Genomic DNA, 24,391 nt, shown 5'->3' on the forward strand with positions numbered 1-24,391 from the left:
CGCGCGGCCATCTGCGGCCGCGCGGCAGTCGCCGGGAGATTTACTTTGCCGACTCGATGACCTTGATTGCGTCTGCCTGCGTGTATTCCACGTTGGCGACGCCGCCGGCCTGGGTATTGGCGAGGTTGGTTTCGAGATTATCCTGGTCGATGCGCAGGAAGGGCACGACGAGATCCTTTTTGACTTCCTTGCCGTCGAGGATCTGCTGCGCCACCCAGAAGGCAAGCGTCGAGACGCCGGGCGCGATCGACACGGACATGGTCTCGTAGCCCTTCGCGTCCTTCTGCTCCTTCCACCATTTCAGCTCGTCTTCGCGGTTGCCCATGATGATGATCGGCATCTTTCGATCGGTCGCGGCAATCGCCTGTGCGGCGCCATAACCGTCGCCACCCTGCGTCACCACGCCGGCGATATCGGGCAGGCTCGGCAGAATGCCGGCAACAGCCTTCTGCGCCACGTCCTGCGCCCAGTCGCCGTGAACGGAGCCGACAATCTTGAACTGCGGGAACTGCTTGACGCCCTCGTGGATGCCGGCCGAGATCTCGTCGTCGACGAAGACACCGGCAAGGCCGCGGATCTCGAGCAGGTTGCCACCGTCCGGGATCTTCTTCGACAGGTACTCGACTTCGCTGCGGCCCATTTCCTTGAAGTTGACGGCGATGCGCCAGGCGCAGGGTTCGGTCACGATGCCGTCGAAGGAAACGACGGTGATGCCGGCGTCGCAGGCTTCCTTGACCGCACCATTCAGCGCCGTCGGCGAGGCGGCGTTGAGCACGATGGCGTCATAGCCCTGCAGGATCATGTTCTGGATCTGAGCGGCCTGTTCAGTCGCCTGGTTCTCAGCAGTGGTGAAAGGGTCGGCTGCGGCAACGGTACCAGCCTTCACGGCTTCACCCGTCACCTTGCCCCAGCTCGTCAGCATGGCCTGGCGCCACGAGTTGCCGGCATAGTTGTTTGAAAGAGCGATCTTCTTGGCCGACGTATCGGCAAAGGCGGAAACGGGCATCGCGGCGCAAGCAATAGCGGCCGATGCCAGAAGCATCTTACGGATTGTCATGTCTTCCTCCCTGATGATCGCGCTGGTCGGCGGATCGCTTCACTCCTGCCGGCCCAATTGGGTCCGAGTGAAAATTGTTCTTGCACTGAGCTTCCTCCTCTCAGTAAGGGCAGGATGCGGGAGATCGATCGGCCTGTACAGGGGCAAGGCGGCAAGTCGTTTGCGGGATTTGCGCAACAAGCTGCGGGTTTACGCAAGACGGCGACGCGTCCGCGGGCGCTTACTGGGAAGGAGACGCTGCGGGTTGAGGAGCCTGCTGCGGCCTCGGGGAGGAACTGACGATGCTGCATCTCGTACCGGCAGCCATGTTCGACCACTATCTCGGCATTTCCCGGCTGCTCGCGGGCCAGCTCGACTTCCGCTCGGCTATCCGTTCCGTTGCGGCCGAGGTCGCCCATATCATCCCGCACGACCATCTCGATGTTTGCGTGCTGCTTGAGGGCGGCAACTACCACACGGCCTATGAGACGGGCATCGAGACAGCCTGGGGCGGCCTTGCCGGTGCGCCTGTTGTCAACAGCCCCATCCGCTCGCTGCTCTGGGGCGAGGTGGATTTTCTGCTGGCGGACGACGCCATGACCGACCCGCGTTTCCACTTCGAGGGCGCGTTCAAGCGGCCGATCGTCGAACAGTCGCTGAGGAGCCGCTTGCATGTGCCCATGAAGGTGCAGGGCACGATCATCGCGGCGCTCTCCTGTTCGTCGCACAGGGCGGGCGTCTATACGATGGAGGATATCGAACGCGCCCGTATTATCGCCGACCTGCTGACGCCCTATTTCTTCGCGCTGCAAGCGGCTGAGCAGGCGCAACGCTCGGCCATTGTCGAGGCAGAAGCCCGCGCCCGCGAGGAGGGCTTGCGGCAAGGTGCGCTGAAGCTTACCGAAGCCCTGGAGCAGGAACGCCAGCGCATCGGCATGGACTTGCACGACCAGACGCTCGCCGACCTGACGCGGCTCGCCCGCCGGATCGATCGGCTGTCGCGCAACGGCGAGGTGGCGCCCGAGGCGCTGGAGCCGATCTCCCGTTCACTGCAGCATTGCATGCAGGATCTGCGGCAGATCATCGAACAAGCAAAACCCTCGGTGCTCCAGCTCTTCGGCCTCGCCCAGGCGATCGAGCATCATCTGGACCGATCGACCCGCGACACCGGATCGGGGATCGAATGGGGCCTTGTCGACGAGACGCACGGCGCACTGGAGCGACTGGAACCGACCGTCAGCGTCGCGCTGTTCCGGATCGCGCAGGAGGCGATCAACAATGCGGTGCGCCATGCCGCCCCGCTGGCCGTCACCGTGCGGCTCGAGGCCGATGACGACCGGCTGTCGATCGAAATCTCCGACGACGGAACCGGCCTCACCAAAGCGCGGGGACGGATCGGCGGTGGCATCGACAATATGAAGACCCGTGCGCGGCTGATTTCGGCGCGGTTCACGACCGGGCCCGGCCACAACAATCGCGGGACTGCGGTGCGCGTCGTGCTGCCACTCGTACCGCACGACCCGGCAATCGGGCCAAACTGAGGAGAAGGGCACCATGAAGGTTCTGATCGTCGAGGACGACCCGCTGCACCGGTCCTATCTGCACGAGGCGGTCAACGCAGCCCTGCCGGAATGCGACACGGTGATCGAGGCGGAGAACGGAACCGTCGGCGAGAAGCTCGCCCGCGACCACAAGTCGGCACATATCGTCATGGACCTGCAGATGGCGAACCGCAACGGTATCGAGGCGGCGCGCACCATCTGGAAGGAGCGGCCGGAAACCCGCATCCTGTTCTGGTCGAATTACTCGGATGAGGCCTATGTGCGTGGCGTCTCCCGCATCGTGCCGGATGGCGCCGCTTATGGCTATGTGCTGAAATCCGCCTCCGACGAGCGGCTGAAGCTTGCGCTGCGCTCGATCTTCATCGAGAGCCAGTGCGTCATCGACCGCGAGGTGCGGGGCCTGCAGCAGAAGAGCCTCGGCCAGACGAACGGCTTCACCGATTCTGAATACGAGATCCTCGTCGATATCGCGCTCGGCCTCACCGACCGGGCCATCGCCAAACGTCGGGGCCTGTCGCTGCGCAGCGTGCAGAACCGTCTGCAGCAGCTTTACGATAAGCTCGACGTCTACCAGAGCGCCGGTGACGACCACGAGGACGGCCGCTTCAATCTGCGCGCCCGCGCCGTCACCGTCGCTTTCCTGCGCAAACTCCTGAATTACAGCGCTCTGGAGCGAGCGGAGGCAGAGCTGCAGGAATGGCTTGAGGGAAAGTAGTTTCCAGACTTGCGTGGAATGACTGGGGATCAGAGACGTGGGCTGCGGCCACTGCCTTTCACGGCGCGTGAGCCAGCGCGATTGCATCGGCAGCTTCCTCGCAGCGATCGCTGAGTGTGCTCGTCGCCACTCGAATATGACTGCTTGGCAAGACGGAGAATTTGTTGCCCGGGTTGACGGCGATATTGCGTGCGGCGAGCGTCACCATCGCGAATGGTTCGGAGACGACGGGCACCCAGAGGCACAGGCCCTGGCCTGGCGGTATCGGTATTCCCCGTTCGCTGAGCGCTTCGGCAAGAGCGTCGCGCCTCTGCTGATAGATCTCGCGCGCCTCGCCGATAAGCTGCCAGGTTGCCGGATCGCGCAATAACCAGGCGGCGGCACTTTGCAGGATACGGCTGGTCCAGCCGGCACTGAAGGAGCGGTAAGACTGGATCTGGTCGACGATAGGCGCGGAACTCGACAGGACCGCGAGACGCAGATCCGGGCCGAGGCTTTTCGAGAGTGACAGGATATGGATCGTCCGCTCCGCAAATCGGCCACCGAGCGACTGCGGAGGTGCCGCCGACACATCGCCGACGCCATCGTCCTCGATGACAAGCGTATCGCTGTCTTCCAGCACATCTCCGAGCTGATCGAGGCGGGATGAACTGACCGTAACGCCGGTCACGGAATGCAACCGCGGCTGGAACAGGAAGGCCGCGGGACGTTGCCGCAAAGCTTCGCGCAGCGAATCCGGCAGGGGGCCTTCGCCGTCGCAGGCGACAGGAATGATTTTCACGCCGAGATCTTCCAGAATATCGAGCAGTCGCATGGCGGTCGGATGTTCGATCGCGACCGCCGAGCCCGAGGAGACCAGCGCATGCAATATCGTATAGACGGCGTTGTAACCGCCATTGGTGGCCAGAAAGGCTTCCGCCTCATAGGGCCATCGCTCTGAAACGGCGTCCTTCAACTCAGGTACGATCCGGCTCCGCTCATAGCTGTTGAGATCGTCGACGGACGCGCCATAGGCCATTGCTTCGGCCAGGCGGGGAAGAAGTGCTGCATCCGGCCCGGCTAAGGTAAGGTCGAGCACACCTTCCCTATAGTTTCCCGAGCTGGCGAGGCGTTCCGGCTTGGCGACAAAGCGGTCGCCGCTGACCCAGGTGCCGTTGCGCCCCCGGCCGCTGATGATCTTCTGCCGCCGCAATTCGCTCCAAGCTTCGGAGATCGTCGCCGGACTGACATGCAATTCGTAGGCGATATCGCGGATCGCCGGCAGGCGCGTGCCGATGGGCAGGACACCGGCACGGATCAGCGCGCTTGTTTCGAGAGCGATCCCCCTGATGCTGCGATCGGCTATTTTTTCGGCAAACCAGGAGGCTTCGACCGCGTCGCCCATTTTTTTCTCACTTTAAATGTTCAATAACGTAATAACATTTGTGCTCGTTAGTTTGAACATTTAATTTGCCTCTCGTCGAGCCATTTCAGTGAGTTTTTTGCATGCCTGTGACGCTTCGCATCGCCCTTAGAGACTGGGATTACATGACGCCGCTGGTGCTCGGTGACGTCAGTTCTTCCCGTCTCGATATCAAAGTGGATCGTGTGGGCACGCTGGTCTCCAGCCTCGCCGATGACGCGGCGCATGACGCCGCGGAAATGTCCTTCAGCCGCTATTCGCAGATGCGTCATGATGGTGATGACCGGATCGTCGGCATGCCGAATTTCATCATGCGCGGCTTCCGCCATCGCTGCATTATCACCGCTAAGGACAATCCGATCCGCACGCTGTCCGATCTCGGCGGCAAGAAGATCGGCGTAACCGGCTGGCGCGATTCCGGAAATACCTGGACCCGTGCTGCGTTGCGCCGGGAGGGCGTCGGCGTCGAGGATGCCATGTGGTATGCCGGGCGCCTGACGGAAGCTCACCCGGTCGTCGACCGGCTCGATGGCTTTGGTCGGCCTGGCCGCATCGAGGCTGTCCCCGGCGAGCGTCCGATGGTCGATCTTTTGCTGGATGGTGGGCTCGACGCCGTATTCACGCCTTTCATGCCGAAGGGTTTCTTCGATCAGGAATCGCCCCTGCGACAGGTGCTGGATGATTTCCGCGCCGCTGAAGTCACTTACCTCAATGAGGTCGGCTATATCCCCGGCATGCATCTGATCGGCTTCAAGGCTGATATCGTCCGGGAGCATCCCTGGATCATGGATGAACTCAGCGAGTTGATCGACGAGTCCCAGCGTCTGTGGCTGGAAAAGCGTGAGAAATACGCCGACACAACACCGTGGATGATCGACGAACTGCGCCGCTGCGCGGCCGATCTGCCGCCGACCTGGAGGGCCAGCGGGCTTGCCGAGAACGAGGCAATGATCGCCGACTTTGCCGAGGAACTTTACGAACAGAAGATCATGCCGCGCCTTTTGACACCCGCCGAGCTGTTTCCGTGGCACGCCAAGGCCCGGTGAAACTCTTCGCGTCATGTTGAACTACCATTTTCGCAAAACCAAAAAGGGGAATGACATGCATTCGAAACTGATCGCTTCCGCCGCCCTGCTGGGCCTGATGATGACGACGTCGGTGTTCGCTGAGGAGGCGGCCGTACCAAAACAGACCGTCAACGACGCGCTTCACGCCCGCCTGCCGGAGAAGATCCGCACGGACGGCAAGATGATCTCCGTCAACAATGGTTCCTTTCCTCCCTATGAGATCGTCACCGGCACGAAATTGACGGGCGCCAGCGCCGATCTGACCGATGCAATCGGCCAGATGCTCGGCGTTACGATCGAGCACGAAACCGTCAGCGGACTGACCGCATTGCTCGCCGGCATCAATTCCGGCCGATACCAGTTCGCCTTCGGCCCGATCGGTGACTTCAAAACCCGTGAAGAGGCCAATGATTTCATCGACTGGGTTCAGGAATACGTGGTCTTCTCCGTTCAGAAGGGCAATCCGAAGGCCATTGATTCGCTCGATAGCGCCTGCGGCAATCGCATTGCAGTCATGGCCGGCGGCTCCGCCGAAAAGGTGATCCAGGCCCAGGTCGAAAAGTGCAAGGCGGGTGGCAAGCCCGCGCCCGAAGTGCAGTCCTACACCGACCAGCCGAGCTCGATCCTGGCAGTCCGCTCCAAACGCGCCGATGCCTTCTTCTCCTCGCAGGCACCGTTGACATATTTCGTGTCTCAGGCAAACGGCCAGCTGGAACTGAGCGGCGTTGGCCAGAAGAATGGCTTTGACGATCTCTACCAGGGCGCCGTCGTGCCGAAAGGTTCCCCGCTCGGCCCCGTTCTGCTCGACTCGATCAAGGCGTTGATGGATAACGGGACCTATGCCGCCATCATGAAGAAGTGGGGTCTTGAGAACAACATGATCAAGCAGCCCGGCCTCAATCTTGGCGGAAACCTGCCGAAATGAGCGATCACCATTCGATTGGCGCACCGCCTTTGGGCGGTGCGGACTTCCGCGATGTTGCCCACGCCCACAAGCCCTTTCAAACGGGCAGGCTCATCCTATGGGTGGTCGTGCTCCTGATTGCCGCGAACTTCTTGTGGATCGTCGCTCATAACGAGAATTTTGGCTGGCCTGTCGTCGCGGCCTATTTCTTCGATCCGACTGTCATCAGTGGCCTTTACGTCAGCCTGGGCCTGACGGTGGTCGCTATGGCCATCGGTATCGTTCTCGGCCTCGGACTGGCGATCGCCCGACTGTCTAATGACCGGCTCGCCCGTTCACTGGCATCGCTGTTCATCTGGTTCTTTCGCGGCACGCCGCTCTTGGTGCAGCTGATCTTCTGGTACAATCTCTCGACCCTTTTTCCCGAACTTTCGCTCGCCATTCCGTTTGGTCCGGCGCTCGCAAGCTGGGAGACCAATTCGGTGATCACGCCGATGACGGCGGCGATCGTCGGCCTTGCCTTGAACGAAGCGGCCTACATGGCCGAAATCATTCGCGGCGGGCTGCTCTCGGTCGATCGCGGCCAGTTCGAGACGGCGGAAGCCTTCGGCATGACCAAGGCGAGGGCGCTCTGGCGGATCATCATTCCGCAGGCGATGCGCTCGATCGTGCCGCCGACGGGCAACCAGCTGATCAGCATGATCAAGGCAACGTCGCTCGTCAGCGTCATCGCCATGGCCGATCTGCTCTATTCCGTCCAGTCGATCTACAATCGCACCTTCGAGATCGTGCCGATGCTGCTGGTTGCCGTCCTCTGGTACCTCTTCATCACCTCGATCCTCAATCTCGGCCAGAGCTATATCGAAGCCTATTACGGGCGCAGCGAACGTCGCAACAACGCCGCTGCCGCCAAATCCGAGACCCTTGCCGAGGAGGCAAGCCATTGACCGGTGCCGAAATTGCAAAACCTCTCGTCAGAGCCCGCAACGTCCACAAATCTTTCGACCGGCTCGAAGTGCTAAAGGGGATCGACCTCGACGTCATGCCGGGTGAAGTCGTCGTGGTGCTTGGCCCGTCCGGCTCGGGAAAATCGACCTTCCTGCGCTGCATCAACCATCTCGAAGCGATCAATAAGGGGTTCATCGAAGTTGATGGCGAACAGATCGGCTATCGCCTTCGTAAAAACCGGCTGGAAAAGCTGTCCAGCAACGGGATCGCCAGCCAGCGGCGCAAGATCGGCATGGTGTTCCAGCAGTTCAATCTCTATCCGCATATGACGGTGCTGCAGAACATCATCGAAGCTCCGATCGGTGTGCACGGAGAAAGCCGCAAGGCCGCAACCGAGAACGCCATGCGGCTTTTGGAGCGGGTCGGCCTGTCGGAAAAGGCGGGTAGCTATCCCCGGCAACTCTCCGGCGGTCAGCAGCAGCGCGTTGCCATCGCCCGCGCCCTTGCGATCAAGCCCAAGCTGATGCTGTTCGATGAGCCCACCTCTGCGCTCGACCCGGAACTGGTCGGCGAAGTTCTCTCCACCATGCGCGATCTCGCCAAACAGGGCCTGACGATGATCGTGGTGACCCACGAGATCGGTTTCGCCCGTGAGGCGGCCGATCGGGTGGTGTTCATGGATGGCGGCAATGTCGTTGAAATGGGCAAGCCCGAGGATGTCATCGGCAATCCGCAACATCCCCGAACCCAGGCTTTCCTCGCCCGTTTTCTCTGACTGGTGTCACCTCGCTGCTTCGGCCCTCGGGTCGGAACAATCGTCCTTTTCGACCAATACTGGATGTTTTCATGCCCACGCTCGACAATGCCTATGCCCGCCTTTCCGACTTCGAAGCCATGGAGGGGGAGCTGAAGGCGACCCGCCAGTATCTGCATGCCCATCCGGAACTCTCCTTTGAAGAAGCGGAAACGGCACGTTACGTCGCGGAAAAGCTGGAAGGCTGGGGCTACGACGTGACCCGCAATGTCGGTGGCCATGGGGTTGTTGCGCGGCTCAGCGCCGGCAAGGGTGGCAAGGGCATCGCCATCCGCGCCGATATGGATGCGCTGCCGATCGTCGAGGAAACCGGGCTTGCCTATGCCAGCGGCACCCCCGGCAAGATGCATGCCTGCGGCCATGACGGCCACACCACCGTGCTGCTCGGCGCCGCCGAATATCTCGCCCGAACCCGCCGCTTCAACGGCACGGTGACGCTGATCTTCCAGCCGGCGGAAGAGGCGGGCAAGAATAGCGGCGCCCAGGCGATGATCGCCGACGGCCTGTTCGAGCGATTTTCGTTCGACGCAATCTTTGGCCTCCACAACCACCCCGGCGCTCCCGAAGGCACCATCCTGCTGCGATCCGGCCCGATGATGGCGGCGTCGGATACCGTCGAGATTACCATCAAGGGCAAAGGCGGCCATGCGTCGCGGCCGCACCTGACCATCGATCCCGTGGTCGTGGCGTGCAACCTCGTCGTCTCGCTGCAGACGATCATCTCGCGCAACCTCGATCCGACCCAGACAGCGGTCATCACCGTCGGCACGATCCATGCCGGCGACGCCGTCAACGTCATTCCGGAATATGCCAAGCTCGCATTGAGCGTGCGCTCCTTCGAGCCTGGCATTCGCGATCTCCTGCAGGAACGCATCACGAAGCTAGCCCGCGCGGTGGCCGAGGGTCACAATGCTTCGATCGAGATCGACTACGATCGCGGCAATCCTGTCGTCGTCAACTCCCCTGCCGAGACGGATTTTGCCCGCATCGTTGCGGCAGAACTGATCGGCGAAGACAAGGTCGCGACGTGCCCGCTCATTCCCGGCAGCGAAGATTTTTCGCACTTTCTCGAGCACAAGCCGGGCAGCTTCCTGCGCCTCGGCAACGGCATGAATTCCGCCATCCTGCATAGCCCCAAATATGACTTCGCCGATGCCAGCCTGACGGTAGGTGCGGCCATGTGGGCTAGGCTCGCGGAGCGCTACCTGCAGGACGACGCCTGAAGTCCCGATCGCCGGGCTTGACCGGGTCGCATTTGAGCTTGCACTTTCTGTAGCGCAAAAGGATTTTGTAGCCCCTTTTCAAGCGAGAAGATCACTTCAAGATCTCTCGCCGCAATTCAGGATGGGCAGCATGACTGCCAACTATACCGACGCCGGCCTCGACTCGTCTTACGATCTCGAATTTTACGCACTGATGGCGGAAAGCTTCGAACGAAGCGTAGGACGCAGCCTGACGCCCAAGGGCCAGGGTGCCGAATGGCTTTACGAGCAGTCGCCGGCGGTTGTCCTTGCCCACAACACTGACGCCGATCCGCGCTTCATCTACGCAAACCGCGCTGCTCAGGCCTGCTTTGAATATTCGTGGGACGAGTTCATCACTTTGCCATCGCGTCTTTCGGCGGAGGCACCCGATCGCGCGGAACGTGACAGGTTGTTGAATGCCGTAGCGGCCAACGGCTTTATCGCCGACTACCGCGGACTTCGCATCGCCAAGTCAGGACGGCGTTTCTATATCGAGAAAGCCATCGTCTGGGATCTCGTCGACCGCAGCGGACACCGTCGTGGTCAGGCTGCGACATTCGACTCCTGGCAAGACGTGCAGGCGGATTGAGCGCCGGCTGCGGAGACGCCGACCACGCGCCGGATATGTTTCCGCGGCTTTGCAAACCATCGTTTGCCACTTGGTTGCCAAAAAACCATGATTGCGTCACATAGATCGCACATCGACATCAGGCATAAAGAATTGGATCAACGCTGCATGCGCATAGCCTACGTTTTCCTTGGTGCATTTCTTGCAATTGCACAGTCCGCATATGCTGAAGTCGCATCACCGCCTGTTTTGGCGCCGCTAAAGCGACAGGCGCAAGCCGCTGAGTTGAGCGCACAATTTCTTTCGCGGTATAGCTACAAGCCCGTTCCACTCGACGACGCCTTGTCGGCCAGGATCATGGATGGGTTCATCAAGTCACTTGATCCGGACCGCATGCTCTTCCTGCAAGCGGATATCGACAGGTTTATGTCAGATCGCAACGAGATCGACGATGCGATAGAACGGAAGGACTTGAAGATCCCGTTTGCGATTTTCAACGCCTATGAACAGCGCGTTGTCGACCGCATGAACTACGCGCGCAGCCTGCTGAAGCAGGGCTTCGATTTCAGTACGCAGGAAAATTATTCGGTGCTGCGCGATAAAGCGCCGTGGTCGCAGTCGGAAGCCGAAAGCAATGAGCTTTGGCGCAAACGCGTCAAAAGCGACTGGTTGCGGCTGAAGCTCGGCGGCAAAACCGACACGGCTATTCGCGAAACGCTCGACAAACGTTACGAAAACACACTCGAGCGCGCCTACAAGTTCAAAAGCGACGACGTGTTCCAGTCGTTCATGGACGCCTATTCGACGTCGATCGATCCGCACACGGACTATTTCGGCGCGGCCGCTTCAGCCGACTTCAATGTCTCGATGAAGCTTTCGCTGTTTGGTATCGGAGCTGTGCTGCAGGAACGCGACGACTACACGACGATCCGTGAGCTCGTGCCTGGCGGGCCGGCGCAACTGTCCGGCAAGCTCGCGGTCGGAGACCGCATTACCGGTGTTGGTCAAGGCAAGGATGGGGCGATCAAGGAAGTGGTGGGCACGCGCCTTGATGAAGTCGTGCAGATGATACGCGGAAAAAAAGGCTCCGTCGTGCGGCTGGACATCCTGCCGGCAGATGCCGGAGCAGATGGCACGCACCGCGTCATCAGCCTGGTGCGCGATAAAATCAGTCTCGACAAGCAGGCCGCCAGGAAGACTGTGCTGTCCGTGAAGGCGGGCGACGCCACGCGTAAAATCGGGATCATCACGCTGCCGGTATTCTATGAGGATTTTGAAGCCAAGGGCAAAGGCGACAAGGATTACAAAAGCGCAAGCCGCGATGTCGCCAAGCTTCTCGACGAACTGAAGCAGGAAAAGGTCGACAGCGTTCTCATTGACCTGCGCAACAATGGCGGCGGTTCATTGGACGAGGCAATTGATTTGACCGGTCTCTTCATCGGCAATGGACCGGTCGTTCAGCAACGTCGCAGCGACGGCAAGATCGAGGTTAAAAGTGCTGAGTTTGCAGCGCCTGTCTGGACAGGTCCGATGGGTGTCCTGATCAATCGCGGCTCGGCGTCGGCTTCGGAGATTTTTGCCGCGGCAATCCAGGACTACGGTCGAGGCGTAATCGTCGGTGAACCCAGTTTCGGCAAGGGCACCGTTCAAACCGTCATCGATCTTGACCAGATCGTCCGCAACAGCAAACCCGAGTTCGGGGAACTGAAAGTGACAATTGCCCAGTTTTTCCGGGTCAACGGCGGTACGACGCAGCTGCGCGGCGTGACGCCTGATATCGGCTTGCCGGGACTGTCCGATCCGACTGTTTTCGGGGAGACCAGTTATGACAATGCGCTGCCGTGGGCTGAGATCAAGCCCGCGAACTACACGCCCGCTGACACTGTCACGACGCTGCTGCCGACATTGCAAAGCCGCCATGATGCGCGGGTTGGCAGCGATCCGGACTTCCAACGCCTGTTGAAAGACATTGCCGACCTCAAGGCCCAGCGCGAAAAAGGGGTCATCTCCCTCAATGAAGCCGAGCGTCGCAAAGAAGCGACGGCTCGCGAGAAACGCTTCAAGGATCGAGCGGAAGCAGGGGATGGCGAGGATCTTGGAGATGATGGCCTTGAGGCCGGCGAGCGCAGCCTGAGCGCTGATATTGCCATCGAGAATGCCCGCAAGAACGCCAAAGACGTCCTGCTGGATGAGGCGGCCGCCATTCTTGCCGACGAGGTGGATTTGCAGGAAGGCATGCTAAAGGCAGCCACGAAACAAACGGGAAAAACGGACGGAAAATAGTCATTCGACACCTAGAGGGCGAACGCCGTCCACTGGGGTTGCTGCTTGACGCTCGACACACGCGACTTCACACTTGCAGTGTTGAAGGTGAGTCGGACAGACTGTACCGTTTTTCATATCCGTTGCTCGCCTGAGAAGGAGTCGCCAGCAGGGCTGATTGGTCCACGCGCCGACCGGCGGTTGGTCGCAAATAGGATCGAGGTTGATTGAGTTCGAGCTCGCAGCCGCTCCTGTTTTTCTCGTGAGGTCGCGCCGTGGACAAAGTGCTATCAGCAGTCGATCCTCCTCGCGACAGCCCGCTTTGGCACCGGAATTTCCCGTTGCTGAGCAACCGCCGGTCTCTGCTTTGGGGCCTTTTGATACCCGTTTTGCTTCTTGCAGGCATCGTTGTCTTTTATCGCGAAATCCACCACCTCGAAGAGCCGGTCAGGCCCTATGAACATCGAGCTCTCAATAAGGCTGTCCGATCATCTCGCATAGCCGCCCGCCCTGATCCGGCGGCTCCTTCTACCCTCCCGCCGATGTCGATATCGCTGCAGCTGATCGAGGTCCCGAAGCTGGAATTGGCAAGTCAGTTTCTGCGGATATGGCGCGTCTCGGGGCCGAATATTTGCGGTGCTCTTCGAGAGGCCGGCATCGAGATGAGCGAATGGAAAGCCGCATCGATGCGCAATCGCAGCTATGAATGCTATTTTCAGCGCATCTACGAACGGGACGAGGTGCGTCCGCTCAGCTCGACCTTCCTGAAGGTTCGCGGAGATGAAATGGGCGACATTCTTGAGATCCGCGCCAAGATCATTGGGCCAACGACCGACGCCCAGGGACGCCTCGCCCCGGCCGTCCTACGCATTTTCGAGATCATTGTGAAGCAGGCGTGCTGGCGTGATTTCGAGGATACTCTTGCCTCGATCCAAAACCTTCAAAATGTCGAATACGAACGATTCGGCTCCTATCTCAGCTTCACACGTGAAGCCGGCAGCGCAAATATCTTTAATTTTGTTCTTGGCCTTAAGGCGACTTCAGGTTCGCAGGTGAGGACCAAGATGTATTTTTCGACTGAGCGCTGGCTACAAATGCCCGCAGTGCTCCTGCCAGCTTCATCTTCAGGGAGCGCTTGGGGGCATCCATATCAGCCAATTGCGCTCAATGACGTCGCAAGCCCCCGTCAAAGTCCAAGATCAATTTGGAACTGTGGCTAAACATCGACGGCTTCATCGTTTTGAGCGATGAAAGCGTCACGCCGAGCAGCCAAACAGACCGCCGTGGTGATTTCGGCCATGAATGCTGCGATCATCCCTAAATCTTCTTGTACACATACTATGTGTACGTTATATTGAGATCAAGGAGATAGTTATGCCGAGAACCGCGGACAATAAATCCGAACGCTACCAGCTGCGCATCCCGCCAAAGCAGAAGGCAATGATCGCGCGCGCAGCTGCCCTTTCGAACAAGGATATGGCCGATTTCATTCTCGATAAGATAGTACCTGAAGCCGAAGCCGTCATCCAGGCTGCTGAAGTTGAGACCGTTTCGAGCCGCGATTTCATCCGCATCCTCGACCTGCTTGAACGCCCGCCCAAACCAAACGCGAGACTACGCGCCGCGATCTCTGCTCTACCGGATGCCTTGTGACCCTCCCCGTCTGGCATGAAGAGCCGATCGCTAAGTCGCATGATCGGGCCTCATTCGATTGCGGTGATGCGGCAATGAACGAGTTCATTCGGCGCTTCGCCCGGCAGAGCCATGAGCAGAATGCGGCGAAAACCTTCTGCGCTATCGACAAGGCCCACCCTGATCGCATCCTCGGATTCTACACAGTCGCGCCCTCTGCCGTTACGCATGAGGCCGTGCCTCCGAAGATGACGAGAGGCCTCGCACGCCATGAAGTCGCAGGCTTCAAGCTCGCGCGCTTGGCAACCGACGTAAAGGTGGCGGGAAAAGGTTTAGGCGGTCAGCTCATCGCTGCTGCAGCGCTCCGTTGCCTGCGGCTCGCCAGCGAGGGCGGCGGGATCCTGCTAATCATCGATGCCAAGAGCGAGCGCGCCGCCCATTGGTATGCCAGCTACGGCGCCGAACCGCTGCAAGGGAAACCGCTCACCCTCGTTATGCCGCTTGCCACCTTCGCCGCCGACTTCAAGGCCAAGGGGCTCCTGTAGCCGTTTAGCCGCCAAGCCATTGTGCTGCCGGCCCGAACCGCGACACCTCACATCATCAGTCAAAGCTGTTTGCCAGCAGAACTGCGGAGAGCTTTTTTATTCCCGCGCCAAATCCTATCTACAAACTCTCACCGGGATTGAGGACAACCGCCGATGCCGCCGAACGCATGGACAGGCCCGGAAAAGAACATATCTTCGAAGGGTCCTTCCTTTTGAAGCCTCGAATCAAACAGCACGGGCACACATCCATGACCAAAGGCTCCGATCTTCTAGTGGCAGCGCTTGAGAACGAAGGTGTCGAACGCATCTTCGGCATTCCCGGCGAAGAGAATCTCGACGTCGTCGAATCCATCCGCAAGTCGTCGATTGAGCTCGTGCTCACCCGACACGAGCAGGCGGCGGCGTTCATGGCCGCGACCTATGGCCGCCTGACTGGCAAGCCCGGCGTCTGCCTGACGACGCTTGGGCCGGGTGCTCTCAACCTCTCGACGGGTGCGGCATACGCCTTGCTCGGTGCGATGCCGATGGTGATGATCACCGGTCAGAAAGGGATCCTCTCATCCCGCCAGGCGCGTTTCCAGGTGGTCGACGTCGTCGCGTCGATGAAGCCGCTGACCAAGCTCGCAAGGCAGATCGTATCGCCGCAGATGATCCCGACGACGGTCAGGGAGGCGTTCCGCATCGCCCAGGAGGAAAGGCCGGGGCCGGTGCATCTGGAGCTTCCGGAAGATATCGCGGCCGAAGAATGCCAGGAGGTGGCGCTGATTGCGCCGCACCAGCTCGAACTGCCGACGGCAAGTGAGGCGGCGCTTAACCGCGCAGCCGCGCTCATCACCGCGGCCAAGCGTCCGCTTCTGATGTTCGGGGCCGCCGCCTCGCGTCCGCGCTCGACCTCCGACATCGCGCAATTCGTGATCCGCACGCGCATCCCGTTCTTCACGACCCAAATGGGGAAGGGAACGGTTCCGGGTGGAACCGAACTTTACATGGGCACCGCGGCGCTGTCGGAGCGCGACTATGTCCACGAAGCCATCGAACAGGCCGACCTCATCGTCACGATCGGCCATGACACCATCGAGAAGCCGCCGTTCATCATGGGCAAGGGCGGTCCGAAGGTCGTCCATATCGGATATCAGCCGGCGACCGTCGAGCAGGTCTATTTCCCGCAATCCGAGGTCATCGGCGACATCGGCCCCTCTCTGAAGGCGCTGGCCGATCGCCTCGAGGGCAAGCTGCCAAACGCGCAGGCGCTTCTTCATCTCCGCGAGCGCATTCTCGAGCGCATCGCCGCGCGGGCGACGGAGGATCGCTTCACGCCACAGCGGCTGGTCCACGATATAAGAGAGGTGATGCCGCATGACGGCATACTGGCGCTCGACAACGGCATGTACAAGATCTGGTTCGCCCGAAACTACCGGACGCGGATGGCGAACACGCTGCTGCTCGATAATGCTCTTGCAACGATGGGAGCCGGGCTGCCGTCGGCGATGGTTGCCTCGATGCTCTACCCGGAGCGGCGTGTCATGGCGATCTGCGGCGACGGCGGCTTCATGATGAACTCCCAGGAGCTCGAGACGGCCGTCCGGCTGAAACTCAACCTCGTCGTTCTTGTCATCGAGGACAATGCTTACGGCATGATCCGCTGGAAGCAGGCGGTGGATGAGTTCCCGGATTTCGGGATGACCTTTGGCAATCCCGACTTCGTGAAATATGCCGAATCCTACGGCGCCAGGGGAACCAGGGTCGACGATATCGGCCAGTTCAAAAAGGTCCTCGAAGAGGCATTCTCTGGAGGTGGCGTCCATCTGGTGAATGTGCCGGTCGACTACTCGGAAAATGAACGCGTGCTGGTGAAGGAGCTTCGCGAGCGGCTCCCCGCGATACTGGAGGCCTGAGATGCAGTCTACCATGAAGGTCTATCAGGCGTTCGACCGCGTGCCGATTGCAGAGCTGCCGGCAGACGACGCATCCGCGCTCGAGCGCAAGCTTCAGGTCGCCGCAAAGACCTTTGCCGATCGCGACGGCTGGCTGCCCGCGCATCAGCGGATGGCAATCCTCAGGAAGGCGTCGGCGCTTCTGCAGGAGAACCGCGACCGCTTTGCGATGATGATCGCCAGCGAAGGCGGCAAACCGCTGACCGACGCAATCATCGAGGTAACGCGCGGGATCGACGGCCTGGTGAACGCGGCAGACGAACTGCGCAATTTCGGCGGCAAGGAAATCCCCATGGGGCTGACTGCGGCCAGCGCGAACCGATGGGCTTTCACCACCAAGGAGCCGATCGGGGTCGTGGCGGCGATATCGGCGTTCAACCATCCGCTCAATCTCATCATCCATCAGATCGCGCCGGCGATTGCGGTCGGTTGCCCTGTGATCGTGAAGCCGGCGGCAACGACGCCGATTTCCTGCATCGAGATCGTCAAGCTGTTCTGGGAGGCCGGTCTCGACGAACGCTGGTGCCAGACCCTCATCACCGAGGACAATGCGCTTGCCGAAGCCTTCGCAACCGATCGTCGCGTGGCGTTTCTGAGTTTCATCGGCTCTGCAAAGGTCGGCTGGTACCTCAAGAGCAAGTTGCCGCCGGGCACCCGATGCGCGCTGGAACATGGCGGAGCGGCACCCGTGATCGTCGACCGCAGCGCCAATGTCGATGCGATTGTCGGCACCATCGTCAAGGGCGGCTATTACCACGCTGGGCAGGTCTGCGTGTCGGCGCAGCGTCTTTTCGTACACGAAGATATTCTGGCTTCCTTCACCGAGGCTCTCGCCGCCAAGGTTGCGGCCCTGCATGTCGGCGATCCCAAGCTTGCACAAACCGAGGTAGGGCCGCTCATCCTGCCGCGCGAGGCGGACCGCGTCACGAGCTGGATCAAGGAGGCGACGGATGCCGGGACCAAGCAGATCGGCGGCGGGCGGATGTCCGATACGACGCTTCTGCCTTCGGTTCTGCTGAACCCGCCTGTCGAAGCGAAGGTGTCGGTGCTCGAGGTCTTTGGACCGCTGACTTGCGTCTTCGGCTACCGCGACCTCGACGAGGCGATCCGCATTGCCAACTCGCTGCCCTATGCCTTCCAGGCAAGCGTCTTTTCCGCCGACATAGCGGTTGCTCTCAAGGCGGCAAAACATCTGGATGCATCGGCCGTTCTCGTCAACGACCATACGGCGTTTCGCACCGACTGGATGCCTTTCGCCGGACGCAGACAGTCCGGATACGGGGTCGGCGGCATTCCCTCAACGATGGAAGAGATGGCCGACGACAAGATGGTCGTGTTCAACCAGGTTACTTAAGATCAGTCGGTACTCCGTCGCCGTTGGCAGCCGACAAAGACAATGGACGACCCTTTCGCCAGCGTGCTGGACCAGCGGCATTTGCATCGAGGCTGCTGGGCGATGCGATGTCGAGTACCGCTGAGAGTTAGACAAGCATTGGATAACAGCTCGCTCAGCCAGGATCGACTTGCCTCGCCTGTTATCGGGAGGCATGGTCTGTCATGGAACAACGGAATCACGAAACTACGGACGAGAGGTCCTTGGCCATGCTCGAAAGCTCGCAGCGCATCGCAAACATAGCTGATTAATGTTTTCCTTCCTGCACAGTTCGGACCTTCATATTGGCAAACGATTTGGCAATCTTCCGGAGGATTTGAGAGGGCGCCTGCGCGAGGCGCGGCATGGCGTGATCGCTAGGCTCGCCGCGGCGGCACGAGAGCATGGCGCTGGTGTCATCCTGCTCGCGGGCGACACCTTCGATACCGAGACGCCGACGCCTGCCGTGCTTCGGCAAGCGCTTGGCGAGATGGCCCGGAATACGCCGCTGCGCTGGGTCCTGCTTCCGGGCAACCACGATTCACTGCTGGCGGACCAGCTCTGGAGTGCGGCGCGCGGCGTTGTGCCCGACAATGTCATCCTGGCGACGGAAGCGGTGCCCCTTCCGCTTGGACCTGATGTCATCCTGCTGCCGGCGCCTTGCACGACCAGGAGGCCTGGCCGCGACCTGACCGAATGGATGACGGGTGCCGCCACACCGGACGGCGCTATCCGCATCGGCCTCGCCCATGGCCCTATCCAGGAATTTTCGGAGGATGCCACGGCGACCAACGTGATTGCGCCGAACCGCGCGGCGCTGGCCGGCCTCGACTATATGGCTCTCGGCGATTGGCACGGATCGGTGGCGGTGGACGCCAGGACGTATTATAGCGGTGCGCCCGAGCCGGACCGTTTCAAGCATGACAGGCCGGGGCAGGCGATGGTCGTTTCCATTGCCGGGCAGGGGGCGATGCCGACGACGGCGGCGGTGACGACCGCCAGTTTTTCCTGGCAGACATTGCACCTTCCTCTGCTGGCATCGGAAGACGGTGTTGAAGTGCTGAAGGCCGCGTTGCCGGAACCGTTCGCGCGCCGACAAACCCTGTTGCGCATCGCGCTGTCCGGCCGTGCCCGGTTGAACGGGCGCACAGCAATGATCAGCCTGCTGGAGCAGGTCGCGCCGGAATTTGCGCATCTGGAGATCGATACCGACCTTCTGGGGACCGACTGCGAGAGCGATGATCTCGAGACCATCGATCGAGCCGGTGCGCTGCGCGATGCTGCGGACTTGCTGCTTGCCGAAAGCCTCGACGAGGCCCGTTCCGGCGACGACAGGAACGTGGCGCGCCAAGCGTTGATCCGCCTGTTTTCCTATTGCGAGGCGATCGATCGATGAAACTCACCGCCCTTCGCCTCCACAATGTCAAACGTTTCGCCGGCCGCGGCATATCAGTCGAAGGAATCACCGACGGCGTCAATGTGCTGAGCGCCGCCAATGAACACGGCAAATCAACCTGTTTCGAGGCGCTGCATGCCCTGTTCTTCCAACCGCACAGCGGCAATCCAAAGAGCGTGCAGATGCTGCGCCCCTATAGCGGCGGCAATCCGATCGTCGAGGCCGATATCACGATCGAAGCCGGCCGCTACCGCCTGACCAAGCAGTTCCATAGCGGACGGCGTGCCAGCGTCACCGATCTCGGCAGCGGCCGGATCGTCGCCCAGGCCGACGAGGCCGAGGCGTTCATCGGCGATCTCATTTCCGGCGGAACCTCCGGCCCGGCAGGCCTGCTCTGGGTGCGTCAAGGCGTCACCGGCATCGAAAATCGCAGCAAGAGCGAGGAGGAGAACGACAAGCGGGTGCGCGAAAGCCTGCTGTCTTCGGTACAGGGCGAGGTGGAGGCGCTGACGGGCGGACGGCGCATGTCGGCGGTGCTCGAAGCCTGCGAGGACGAACTCAATCGCCTGGTCACCGCGACGCTCCGGCCGAAGGCAGGAGGCCGCTTTGCCGCCGCTCTCGAGGAGCGTGACCGGCTGCAGGAGGAGGAGGCCCGGCTGGCCAAGGAGGTCGAGATGCTGCACGGCGCACTCGACCGCCGCCGCTCAGTGCAGGCGAGACTGAGCGAACTGGAAAACCCTGATGAGGAAGCCGGCCGAAAGACGGCGATTGCCAATGCCGAGGTGGTGCTCGAAGCCGCTAAACTGCATGACAGGGAACTCAAAGCGCTCGATGCCGAGGCCACCTTGGCCGCCAGCCGCCGCGATGAGGCGCAACAGGTATTCGACCGCTTCCACACGGCATTGAACCGCAGCGGCGAACTCGCGCGGCGTTTCGCCTTGGCGGAGAAAGAACTCTCGAGTGCAGCCAAGCGACGCACGGCATCGCTGGCCGAAAGCGAGGCGGCAACGGCGGAGGTGCAGGCGGCCGAAGAGGAGGAGCGGATAGACCGTCAACTGCTTGCGCGGCTGGAGGCAGCGCTCCGTTCACGCCACGCCGCAGAGCGACTGGCCGAGGTCCGTCTGCGTCTCGAACAGGCGGAAGCGGCGCGCCAGCAGATCGAGGACGGGGAGGCGGCGCATGCATTGCTCGCCATTCCAGCCGATGCGGTCGAGCGGCTTGAAGCGCTGGATCTCAAGATCGTCGGCTTGCGTGCAGCCGCCGAGGTCGGTCTTCCCACGCTCAGGGTCGATTACCTGAAGGATGCCTCCGGATCGGTGAGCATGGACCGCCAGCCCTTGATTGGGGGTGAGGACAGAAGCTTTGCCGGGATCGCGAAGCTCGACATAACAGGCGTCGGCACCCTGACCATCCACTCCAGCCGGCAGGCAGATCAGGACGGGGCGCTGGAGACTGCGGAAGCCACGCGCCAAACATTGCTTGCCAAGCTCGGTGTCGACAGTCTGCGAGCGGCGCGACAGCGCGATATTGCCGCGCGGAACAAGCAGGAGGAACTCGTGCGGGCGCGCCAGCGGCTCGCGGATCTCGCCCCGAATGGCATTGACAAGCTTCACCTCGACGCCGCACGCTTTGCCGAACTCAGCCAGGATCCGGTCGAACTCGAGGCCGACCCGGAAGAGGTGCGCGCCCGTCTCGCGGATGCGACGCGGCGCATCGAACTATCGCGGAACCGGGCGCGGGAGGCGTCAGTGATGCGCACGGAAGCCGGCGAGGCCATATTGCGCGCGCAGACGGAGCACACCAGGCTTGGCCAGGAACTCGAGGCCATCGAGGCGGTCATCGGCCCCGAAGCCGGCCGAACTGAATTGCAACAGGACCTTGCTCTCAAGCTTTCCAGGGCCAAAGAGCAGGTCGATGCTGTCGAACTGCGGGCCGAGCCTTTGCGCAGGACAGGGCGGGACCTCGCAGGCGCAGAGGCCGCCCTTGCCAGGGCGCGCTCGGTCGCCGACGCCGCAGGCCGCGAAATTGCCAGGCTTCGCGAAGAGCTTGCCGATCTCGGCGGTCAGATCCGTACCCGCTCGGACGGTGCGGTGGAAGAAAACTGGTTGGAAAGCCGGGATTTGCTGGCAGCGGCGCGCGAGCAGGTGAAGCGTTTCGAGACGGAGGTGGGCGTGCTCGATCGCCTGCGCAAGGCGCTGACGGCGACGCGGGCGGCCGCGCGCGACCTCTATCTCAAGCCTGTTATGAACGAACTCGCCCCGCTGCTCGGCCTGCTGTTCGACGACATCTCGATCACGTTCGACGGCGACACCTTGCTGCCGCAGATCGTGCGCCGCAACGGCCTGGACGAGGATGTCGACCGGCTGAGCGGCGGCATGCGGGAGCAGCTGTCGGTGCTGACCCGCCTCGCATTCGCAAGGCTGCTTGCCCGCGACGGCCGGCCGGCGCCTGTCATCCTCGACGATGCGCTTGTTTATTCCGACGACGACCGGATCGAGCGGATGTTCGATGCGCTGCACCGCCAGTCCCGCGACCAGCAGATCCTCGTCTTCTCCTGCCGCCAGCGCGCCTTCGCCAAGCTGGGCGGCAATGTGCTCACCATGCAGCCATGGCAGCCGGATTGATGAGGATCGATGCTCAGGCGACGCCGACGCCTCGCTCAAGCCACAGATAGGCGGCGGCCGTCCAGGAAAAGCCGAGGCCGCCGCATCCTTGGCCGGTGACCGGGTCGAAATATTCGGCAAAACCTTCCGTTTCAATCGCCGCGATGGTGGATCGCCGCAGCTCTTCGGCGACATCCGCGTGGCCATTGCGATTCAGTCCGTCGATCAGAAGCCAGTTGATGATCGCCCAGGCGGGGCCGCGCCAGTAACGCTTCGGCTCCCAGCTGGCGATGCCCGGCTTCGTCGTCGGAAAGGCGACCTTGAGATCCTTGGACCAGGCTTTCATTTCCGAAACCAGGGCGCCGGCAACCTGCTTGTCGAGGTCCAGCGAGAGGAGGGGGATGAAACCGGCTTGCGTTGCGGCTTCAACATCTTTGCCGGAGATCAGGTCTCGCGACACGAACCGCGAAAGATCCGGCCGCCATTGGGCCATTATCGCCTTGCGAGTGCGGTTATTGAAGGCAGCGATCTCGATCGCGTCCTCGGTCCGGTCGAACAGGCGGGCAAGGTGCTCGAGGTCTTCGCCGGCCTTGAGCAGGATGGCGGTCGTCTGGATCTCGGCGACCTTGAAGGACGCCTTTTCCCATTGTTTCGCTGGATCCCAGCCACAGGCGGCATAGGTATCGACCAGATGAATGAAGCGGCGGTAATCCTCGTCGCGCGGGCGCATGTCGGCATCGACATGGCCGGTATCCTTGCGCACGACGGGGGTATCGGTGGTGGAGGGTACACGAGCGAGCGCGATGTCCCAGGCGGGAGAATTATCGCTGCCGCTTTCCCAGGGATGCAGGAGCGCAACGAGCCCGGTGCCATCGGGATCGCGGGCGGAATACCACCAGCGGTGCCATCTCAGCGCCGCCTCGTAGAGGGGCAGGGTGCGCGTCTCGGCATCGTTGCCCGCGGCGGCTTCATGCAGCTTGCGCAGCGCGATCGCGAAGACCGGCGGCTGGGTTATGCCGGAGGTCGGGATCATGTGCGTCGTGCGCCAGACGTTCGGTCCCGGGAAATAGGTTTCGCTTGGCGCGTGGAAGACGATATGCGGGATCATCCCGTCCGCCCACTGGCCCTCGACCAGCCGTTCCAGCTCGCGATAGGCGCGATCGATGTCGTAGAGCGCGAAGCCCATAGCGACGAAGGCTGAATCCCAGTTCCACTGGAAGGGATAGAGCCGGTCTGTCGGCACAGTATAACCGCCGCGATCGTTGGCGGCGAGGATGCGCTTCGCCTGGTCGATATGCATATTCATGTCGGATGCTCCGGTATTCTTAGGCCAAGACGGCCGGAAAGGACTTGCCGCTTTCGGGTGAAAGCCAGGTGATGCGCTTCTGGTCGAGCTTCAGACCGATCGTGTCGCCGCTCTTGACGGTTTCCGAGGCCGGCAGGATGACGCGCACCGGCTGGTCGTGGATCGAGCCGGTTAGAAGCAGGTGCGAGCCCATCGGTTCAGCAACGCGTACCCTCATTTCGAGACCCTGCGGCAGCGGTGCGAGTTCGACGGCTTCGCCGCGCAGGCCAAGGATCACTTCATTGCCGGCCCCCTGCGGCGCGGCAAGCTGCTCGGCGCCTGCCGCCACGTGGCTGTTCGTCACCGGCACCTTGATGAAATTCATCGGCGGGTTGCCGATGAAGCCGCCGACGAAACGTGTTGCCGGGTGATTGTAGATCTCGACAGGATGGCCGACCTGCTCGACCACGCCGCCATGCATGACGGCGATGCGGTCGGAAAGGCCCATGGCTTCGGTCTGGTCGTGGGTGACGTAGATCGTCGTGGTCCCCGCCGATTGCAGCACGGTCTTGAGTTCGGTGCGCATTTCGAGGCGGAGCAACGCGTCGAGGTTCGAAAGCGGCTCATCCATCAGGAGAACCTTCGGTTCGACGGCAAGGGCACGAGCGACCGCGACGCGCTGGCGCTGGCCGCCAGAAAGCTTGTTCGGGTAGCGGTCGAGATATTGCTCGATATGCAGGAGGCCGGCGGCCTTCTCGACCTGCGCCTTCACCCTGGCGTCGTCGGCCTTCTGCATCCGCAGCCCGAAAGCGACGTTCTCATAGACCGTCATGTGCGGAAAGACGGCGTAGTTCTGGAAGACCATCGCAAGGCCGCGATCCTTGGGAGGCAAGCCGATCACCGACTTGTCGCCGATGCGGACATCTCCCGACGTTGCGGTCTCGAGGCCGGCGATGATGCGCAGCAGCGTGGTCTTGCCGCAGCCGGACGGACCGAGCAGCGAGACGAATTCGCCGTCGTTGATCGTCAGCGAGACCTCTTTCAGCGCCTGGAAGGCTCCGAAGCTCTTGCGGATGCGGTCGATGACAATATTGGCCATATC

The 24,391-nt window shown here is 61.5% G+C and carries 20 protein-coding genes; 16 read left to right on the forward strand and 4 right to left on the reverse strand.

All coding sequences use genetic code 11. The annotated features are described in order from the left end of the window. Nucleotides 1–40 precede the first annotated feature (40 nt). On the reverse strand, nucleotides 41–1,057 hold the full coding sequence (locus U5G49_RS27705) for an ABC transporter substrate-binding protein (protein ID WP_063475766.1): 1,017 nt from the start codon (nucleotides 1,055–1,057) through the stop codon (nucleotides 41–43). Nucleotides 1,058–1,338: 281 nt separating this feature from the next. On the opposite strand from U5G49_RS27705, the gene U5G49_RS27710 reads away from it, so the two are divergent. Then, nucleotides 1,339–2,577, forward strand: a complete 1,239-nt coding sequence (locus U5G49_RS27710) for a GAF domain-containing sensor histidine kinase (protein WP_018444724.1) — start codon at nucleotides 1,339–1,341, stop codon at nucleotides 2,575–2,577. Nucleotides 2,578–2,590: 13 nt separating this feature from the next. Beyond that, nucleotides 2,591–3,313, forward strand: a complete 723-nt coding sequence (locus U5G49_RS27715; RefSeq protein ID WP_003562390.1) for a response regulator transcription factor — start codon at nucleotides 2,591–2,593, stop codon at nucleotides 3,311–3,313. Nucleotides 3,314–3,371: 58 nt separating this feature from the next. Here U5G49_RS27715 and U5G49_RS27720 read toward each other — a convergent pair whose 3' ends face one another. Next, the gene (locus tag U5G49_RS27720; RefSeq protein ID WP_026188691.1) at nucleotides 3,372–4,697 is read right to left on the reverse strand and encodes an aminotransferase-like domain-containing protein; all 1,326 of its coding nucleotides are present in this window, start codon (nucleotides 4,695–4,697) and stop codon (nucleotides 3,372–3,374) included. A 101-nt stretch (nucleotides 4,698–4,798) separates the two neighbouring features. On the opposite strand from U5G49_RS27720, the gene U5G49_RS27725 reads away from it, so the two are divergent. The 14 genes from U5G49_RS27725 to U5G49_RS27790 all read left to right on the forward strand — a co-directional run bounded on the left by U5G49_RS27725 (nucleotide 4,799) and on the right by U5G49_RS27790 (nucleotide 22,025). After that, nucleotides 4,799–5,761 carry a substrate-binding domain-containing protein gene (locus U5G49_RS27725; protein ID WP_193444481.1) on the forward strand — a complete coding sequence of 321 codons (963 nt, stop codon included), beginning with the start codon at nucleotides 4,799–4,801 and terminating at the stop codon, nucleotides 5,759–5,761. 55 nt (nucleotides 5,762–5,816) lie between these two features. Next, the gene (locus tag U5G49_RS27730) at nucleotides 5,817–6,707 is read left to right on the forward strand and encodes an ABC transporter substrate-binding protein (protein WP_026188692.1); all 891 of its coding nucleotides are present in this window, start codon (nucleotides 5,817–5,819) and stop codon (nucleotides 6,705–6,707) included. Further along, nucleotides 6,704–7,633, forward strand: coding sequence for an amino acid ABC transporter permease (locus tag U5G49_RS27735; RefSeq protein ID WP_018245601.1), 930 nt, complete (start codon nucleotides 6,704–6,706; stop codon nucleotides 7,631–7,633). The genes U5G49_RS27730 and U5G49_RS27735 overlap by 4 nt, the downstream gene beginning before the upstream one ends. Beyond that, nucleotides 7,630–8,409, forward strand: coding sequence for an amino acid ABC transporter ATP-binding protein (locus U5G49_RS27740; RefSeq protein WP_018245602.1), 780 nt, complete (start codon nucleotides 7,630–7,632; stop codon nucleotides 8,407–8,409). Before U5G49_RS27735 ends, U5G49_RS27740 begins: the two co-directional genes overlap by 4 nt. 71 nt (nucleotides 8,410–8,480) lie before the next feature. Next, entirely contained in the window at nucleotides 8,481–9,671 is a 1,191-nt protein-coding gene (locus tag U5G49_RS27745; RefSeq protein ID WP_018516795.1) for a M20 aminoacylase family protein, read from the forward strand. 130 nt (nucleotides 9,672–9,801) lie between these two features. Further along, the gene (locus U5G49_RS27750) at nucleotides 9,802–10,281 is read left to right on the forward strand and encodes an MEKHLA domain-containing protein (RefSeq protein WP_020493431.1); all 480 of its coding nucleotides are present in this window, start codon (nucleotides 9,802–9,804) and stop codon (nucleotides 10,279–10,281) included. Nucleotides 10,282–10,428: 147 nt separating this feature from the next. Continuing rightward, nucleotides 10,429–12,543 carry a carboxy terminal-processing peptidase gene (locus U5G49_RS27755; RefSeq protein ID WP_018245605.1) on the forward strand — a complete coding sequence of 705 codons (2,115 nt, stop codon included), beginning with the start codon at nucleotides 10,429–10,431 and terminating at the stop codon, nucleotides 12,541–12,543. Between the two features lie 320 nt (nucleotides 12,544–12,863). Then, complete coding sequence (locus tag U5G49_RS27760) at nucleotides 12,864–13,742, forward strand: DUF6030 family protein (RefSeq protein WP_026188693.1); 879 nt, start codon at nucleotides 12,864–12,866, stop codon at nucleotides 13,740–13,742. 154 nt (nucleotides 13,743–13,896) lie between these two features. After that, nucleotides 13,897–14,175: a type II toxin-antitoxin system TacA family antitoxin gene (locus U5G49_RS27765; RefSeq protein ID WP_018245607.1), complete on the forward strand. Its 279-nt coding sequence runs from the start codon at nucleotides 13,897–13,899 to the stop codon at nucleotides 14,173–14,175. Beyond that, nucleotides 14,172–14,699 (forward strand): GNAT family N-acetyltransferase, encoded by a 528-nt coding sequence (locus U5G49_RS27770; protein WP_131590896.1) that lies wholly within the window; start codon nucleotides 14,172–14,174, stop codon nucleotides 14,697–14,699. Before U5G49_RS27765 ends, U5G49_RS27770 begins: the two co-directional genes overlap by 4 nt. Before the next feature lie 248 nt (nucleotides 14,700–14,947). Beyond that, a complete protein-coding gene (locus U5G49_RS27775) occupies nucleotides 14,948–16,594 on the forward strand; it encodes an acetolactate synthase large subunit (protein ID WP_018245609.1) in 1,647 nt (548 codons plus the stop codon). Between the two features lies 1 nt (nucleotide 16,595). Next, the gene (locus U5G49_RS27780) at nucleotides 16,596–17,987 is read left to right on the forward strand and encodes an aldehyde dehydrogenase family protein (protein ID WP_193444480.1); all 1,392 of its coding nucleotides are present in this window, start codon (nucleotides 16,596–16,598) and stop codon (nucleotides 17,985–17,987) included. Between the two features lie 289 nt (nucleotides 17,988–18,276). Further along, nucleotides 18,277–19,401, forward strand: coding sequence for a metallophosphoesterase family protein (locus U5G49_RS27785; RefSeq protein ID WP_131590891.1), 1,125 nt, complete (start codon nucleotides 18,277–18,279; stop codon nucleotides 19,399–19,401). Then, nucleotides 19,398–22,025, forward strand: coding sequence for an AAA family ATPase (locus tag U5G49_RS27790; protein ID WP_018245612.1), 2,628 nt, complete (start codon nucleotides 19,398–19,400; stop codon nucleotides 22,023–22,025). The genes U5G49_RS27785 and U5G49_RS27790 overlap by 4 nt, the downstream gene beginning before the upstream one ends. A gap of 13 nt (nucleotides 22,026–22,038) precedes the next feature. Here U5G49_RS27790 and U5G49_RS27795 read toward each other — a convergent pair whose 3' ends face one another. Then, nucleotides 22,039–23,310 (reverse strand): MGH1-like glycoside hydrolase domain-containing protein, encoded by a 1,272-nt coding sequence (locus tag U5G49_RS27795; protein WP_193444479.1) that lies wholly within the window; start codon nucleotides 23,308–23,310, stop codon nucleotides 22,039–22,041. A gap of 19 nt (nucleotides 23,311–23,329) precedes the next feature. Beyond that, nucleotides 23,330–24,388 (reverse strand): ABC transporter ATP-binding protein, encoded by a 1,059-nt coding sequence (locus tag U5G49_RS27800; protein WP_193444478.1) that lies wholly within the window; start codon nucleotides 24,386–24,388, stop codon nucleotides 23,330–23,332. Nucleotides 24,389–24,391 lie beyond the last annotated feature (3 nt).

It is taken from the genome of Rhizobium indigoferae (assembly GCF_034554815.1).
Classification (GTDB): Bacteria; Pseudomonadota; Alphaproteobacteria; order Rhizobiales; family Rhizobiaceae; genus Rhizobium; species Rhizobium leguminosarum.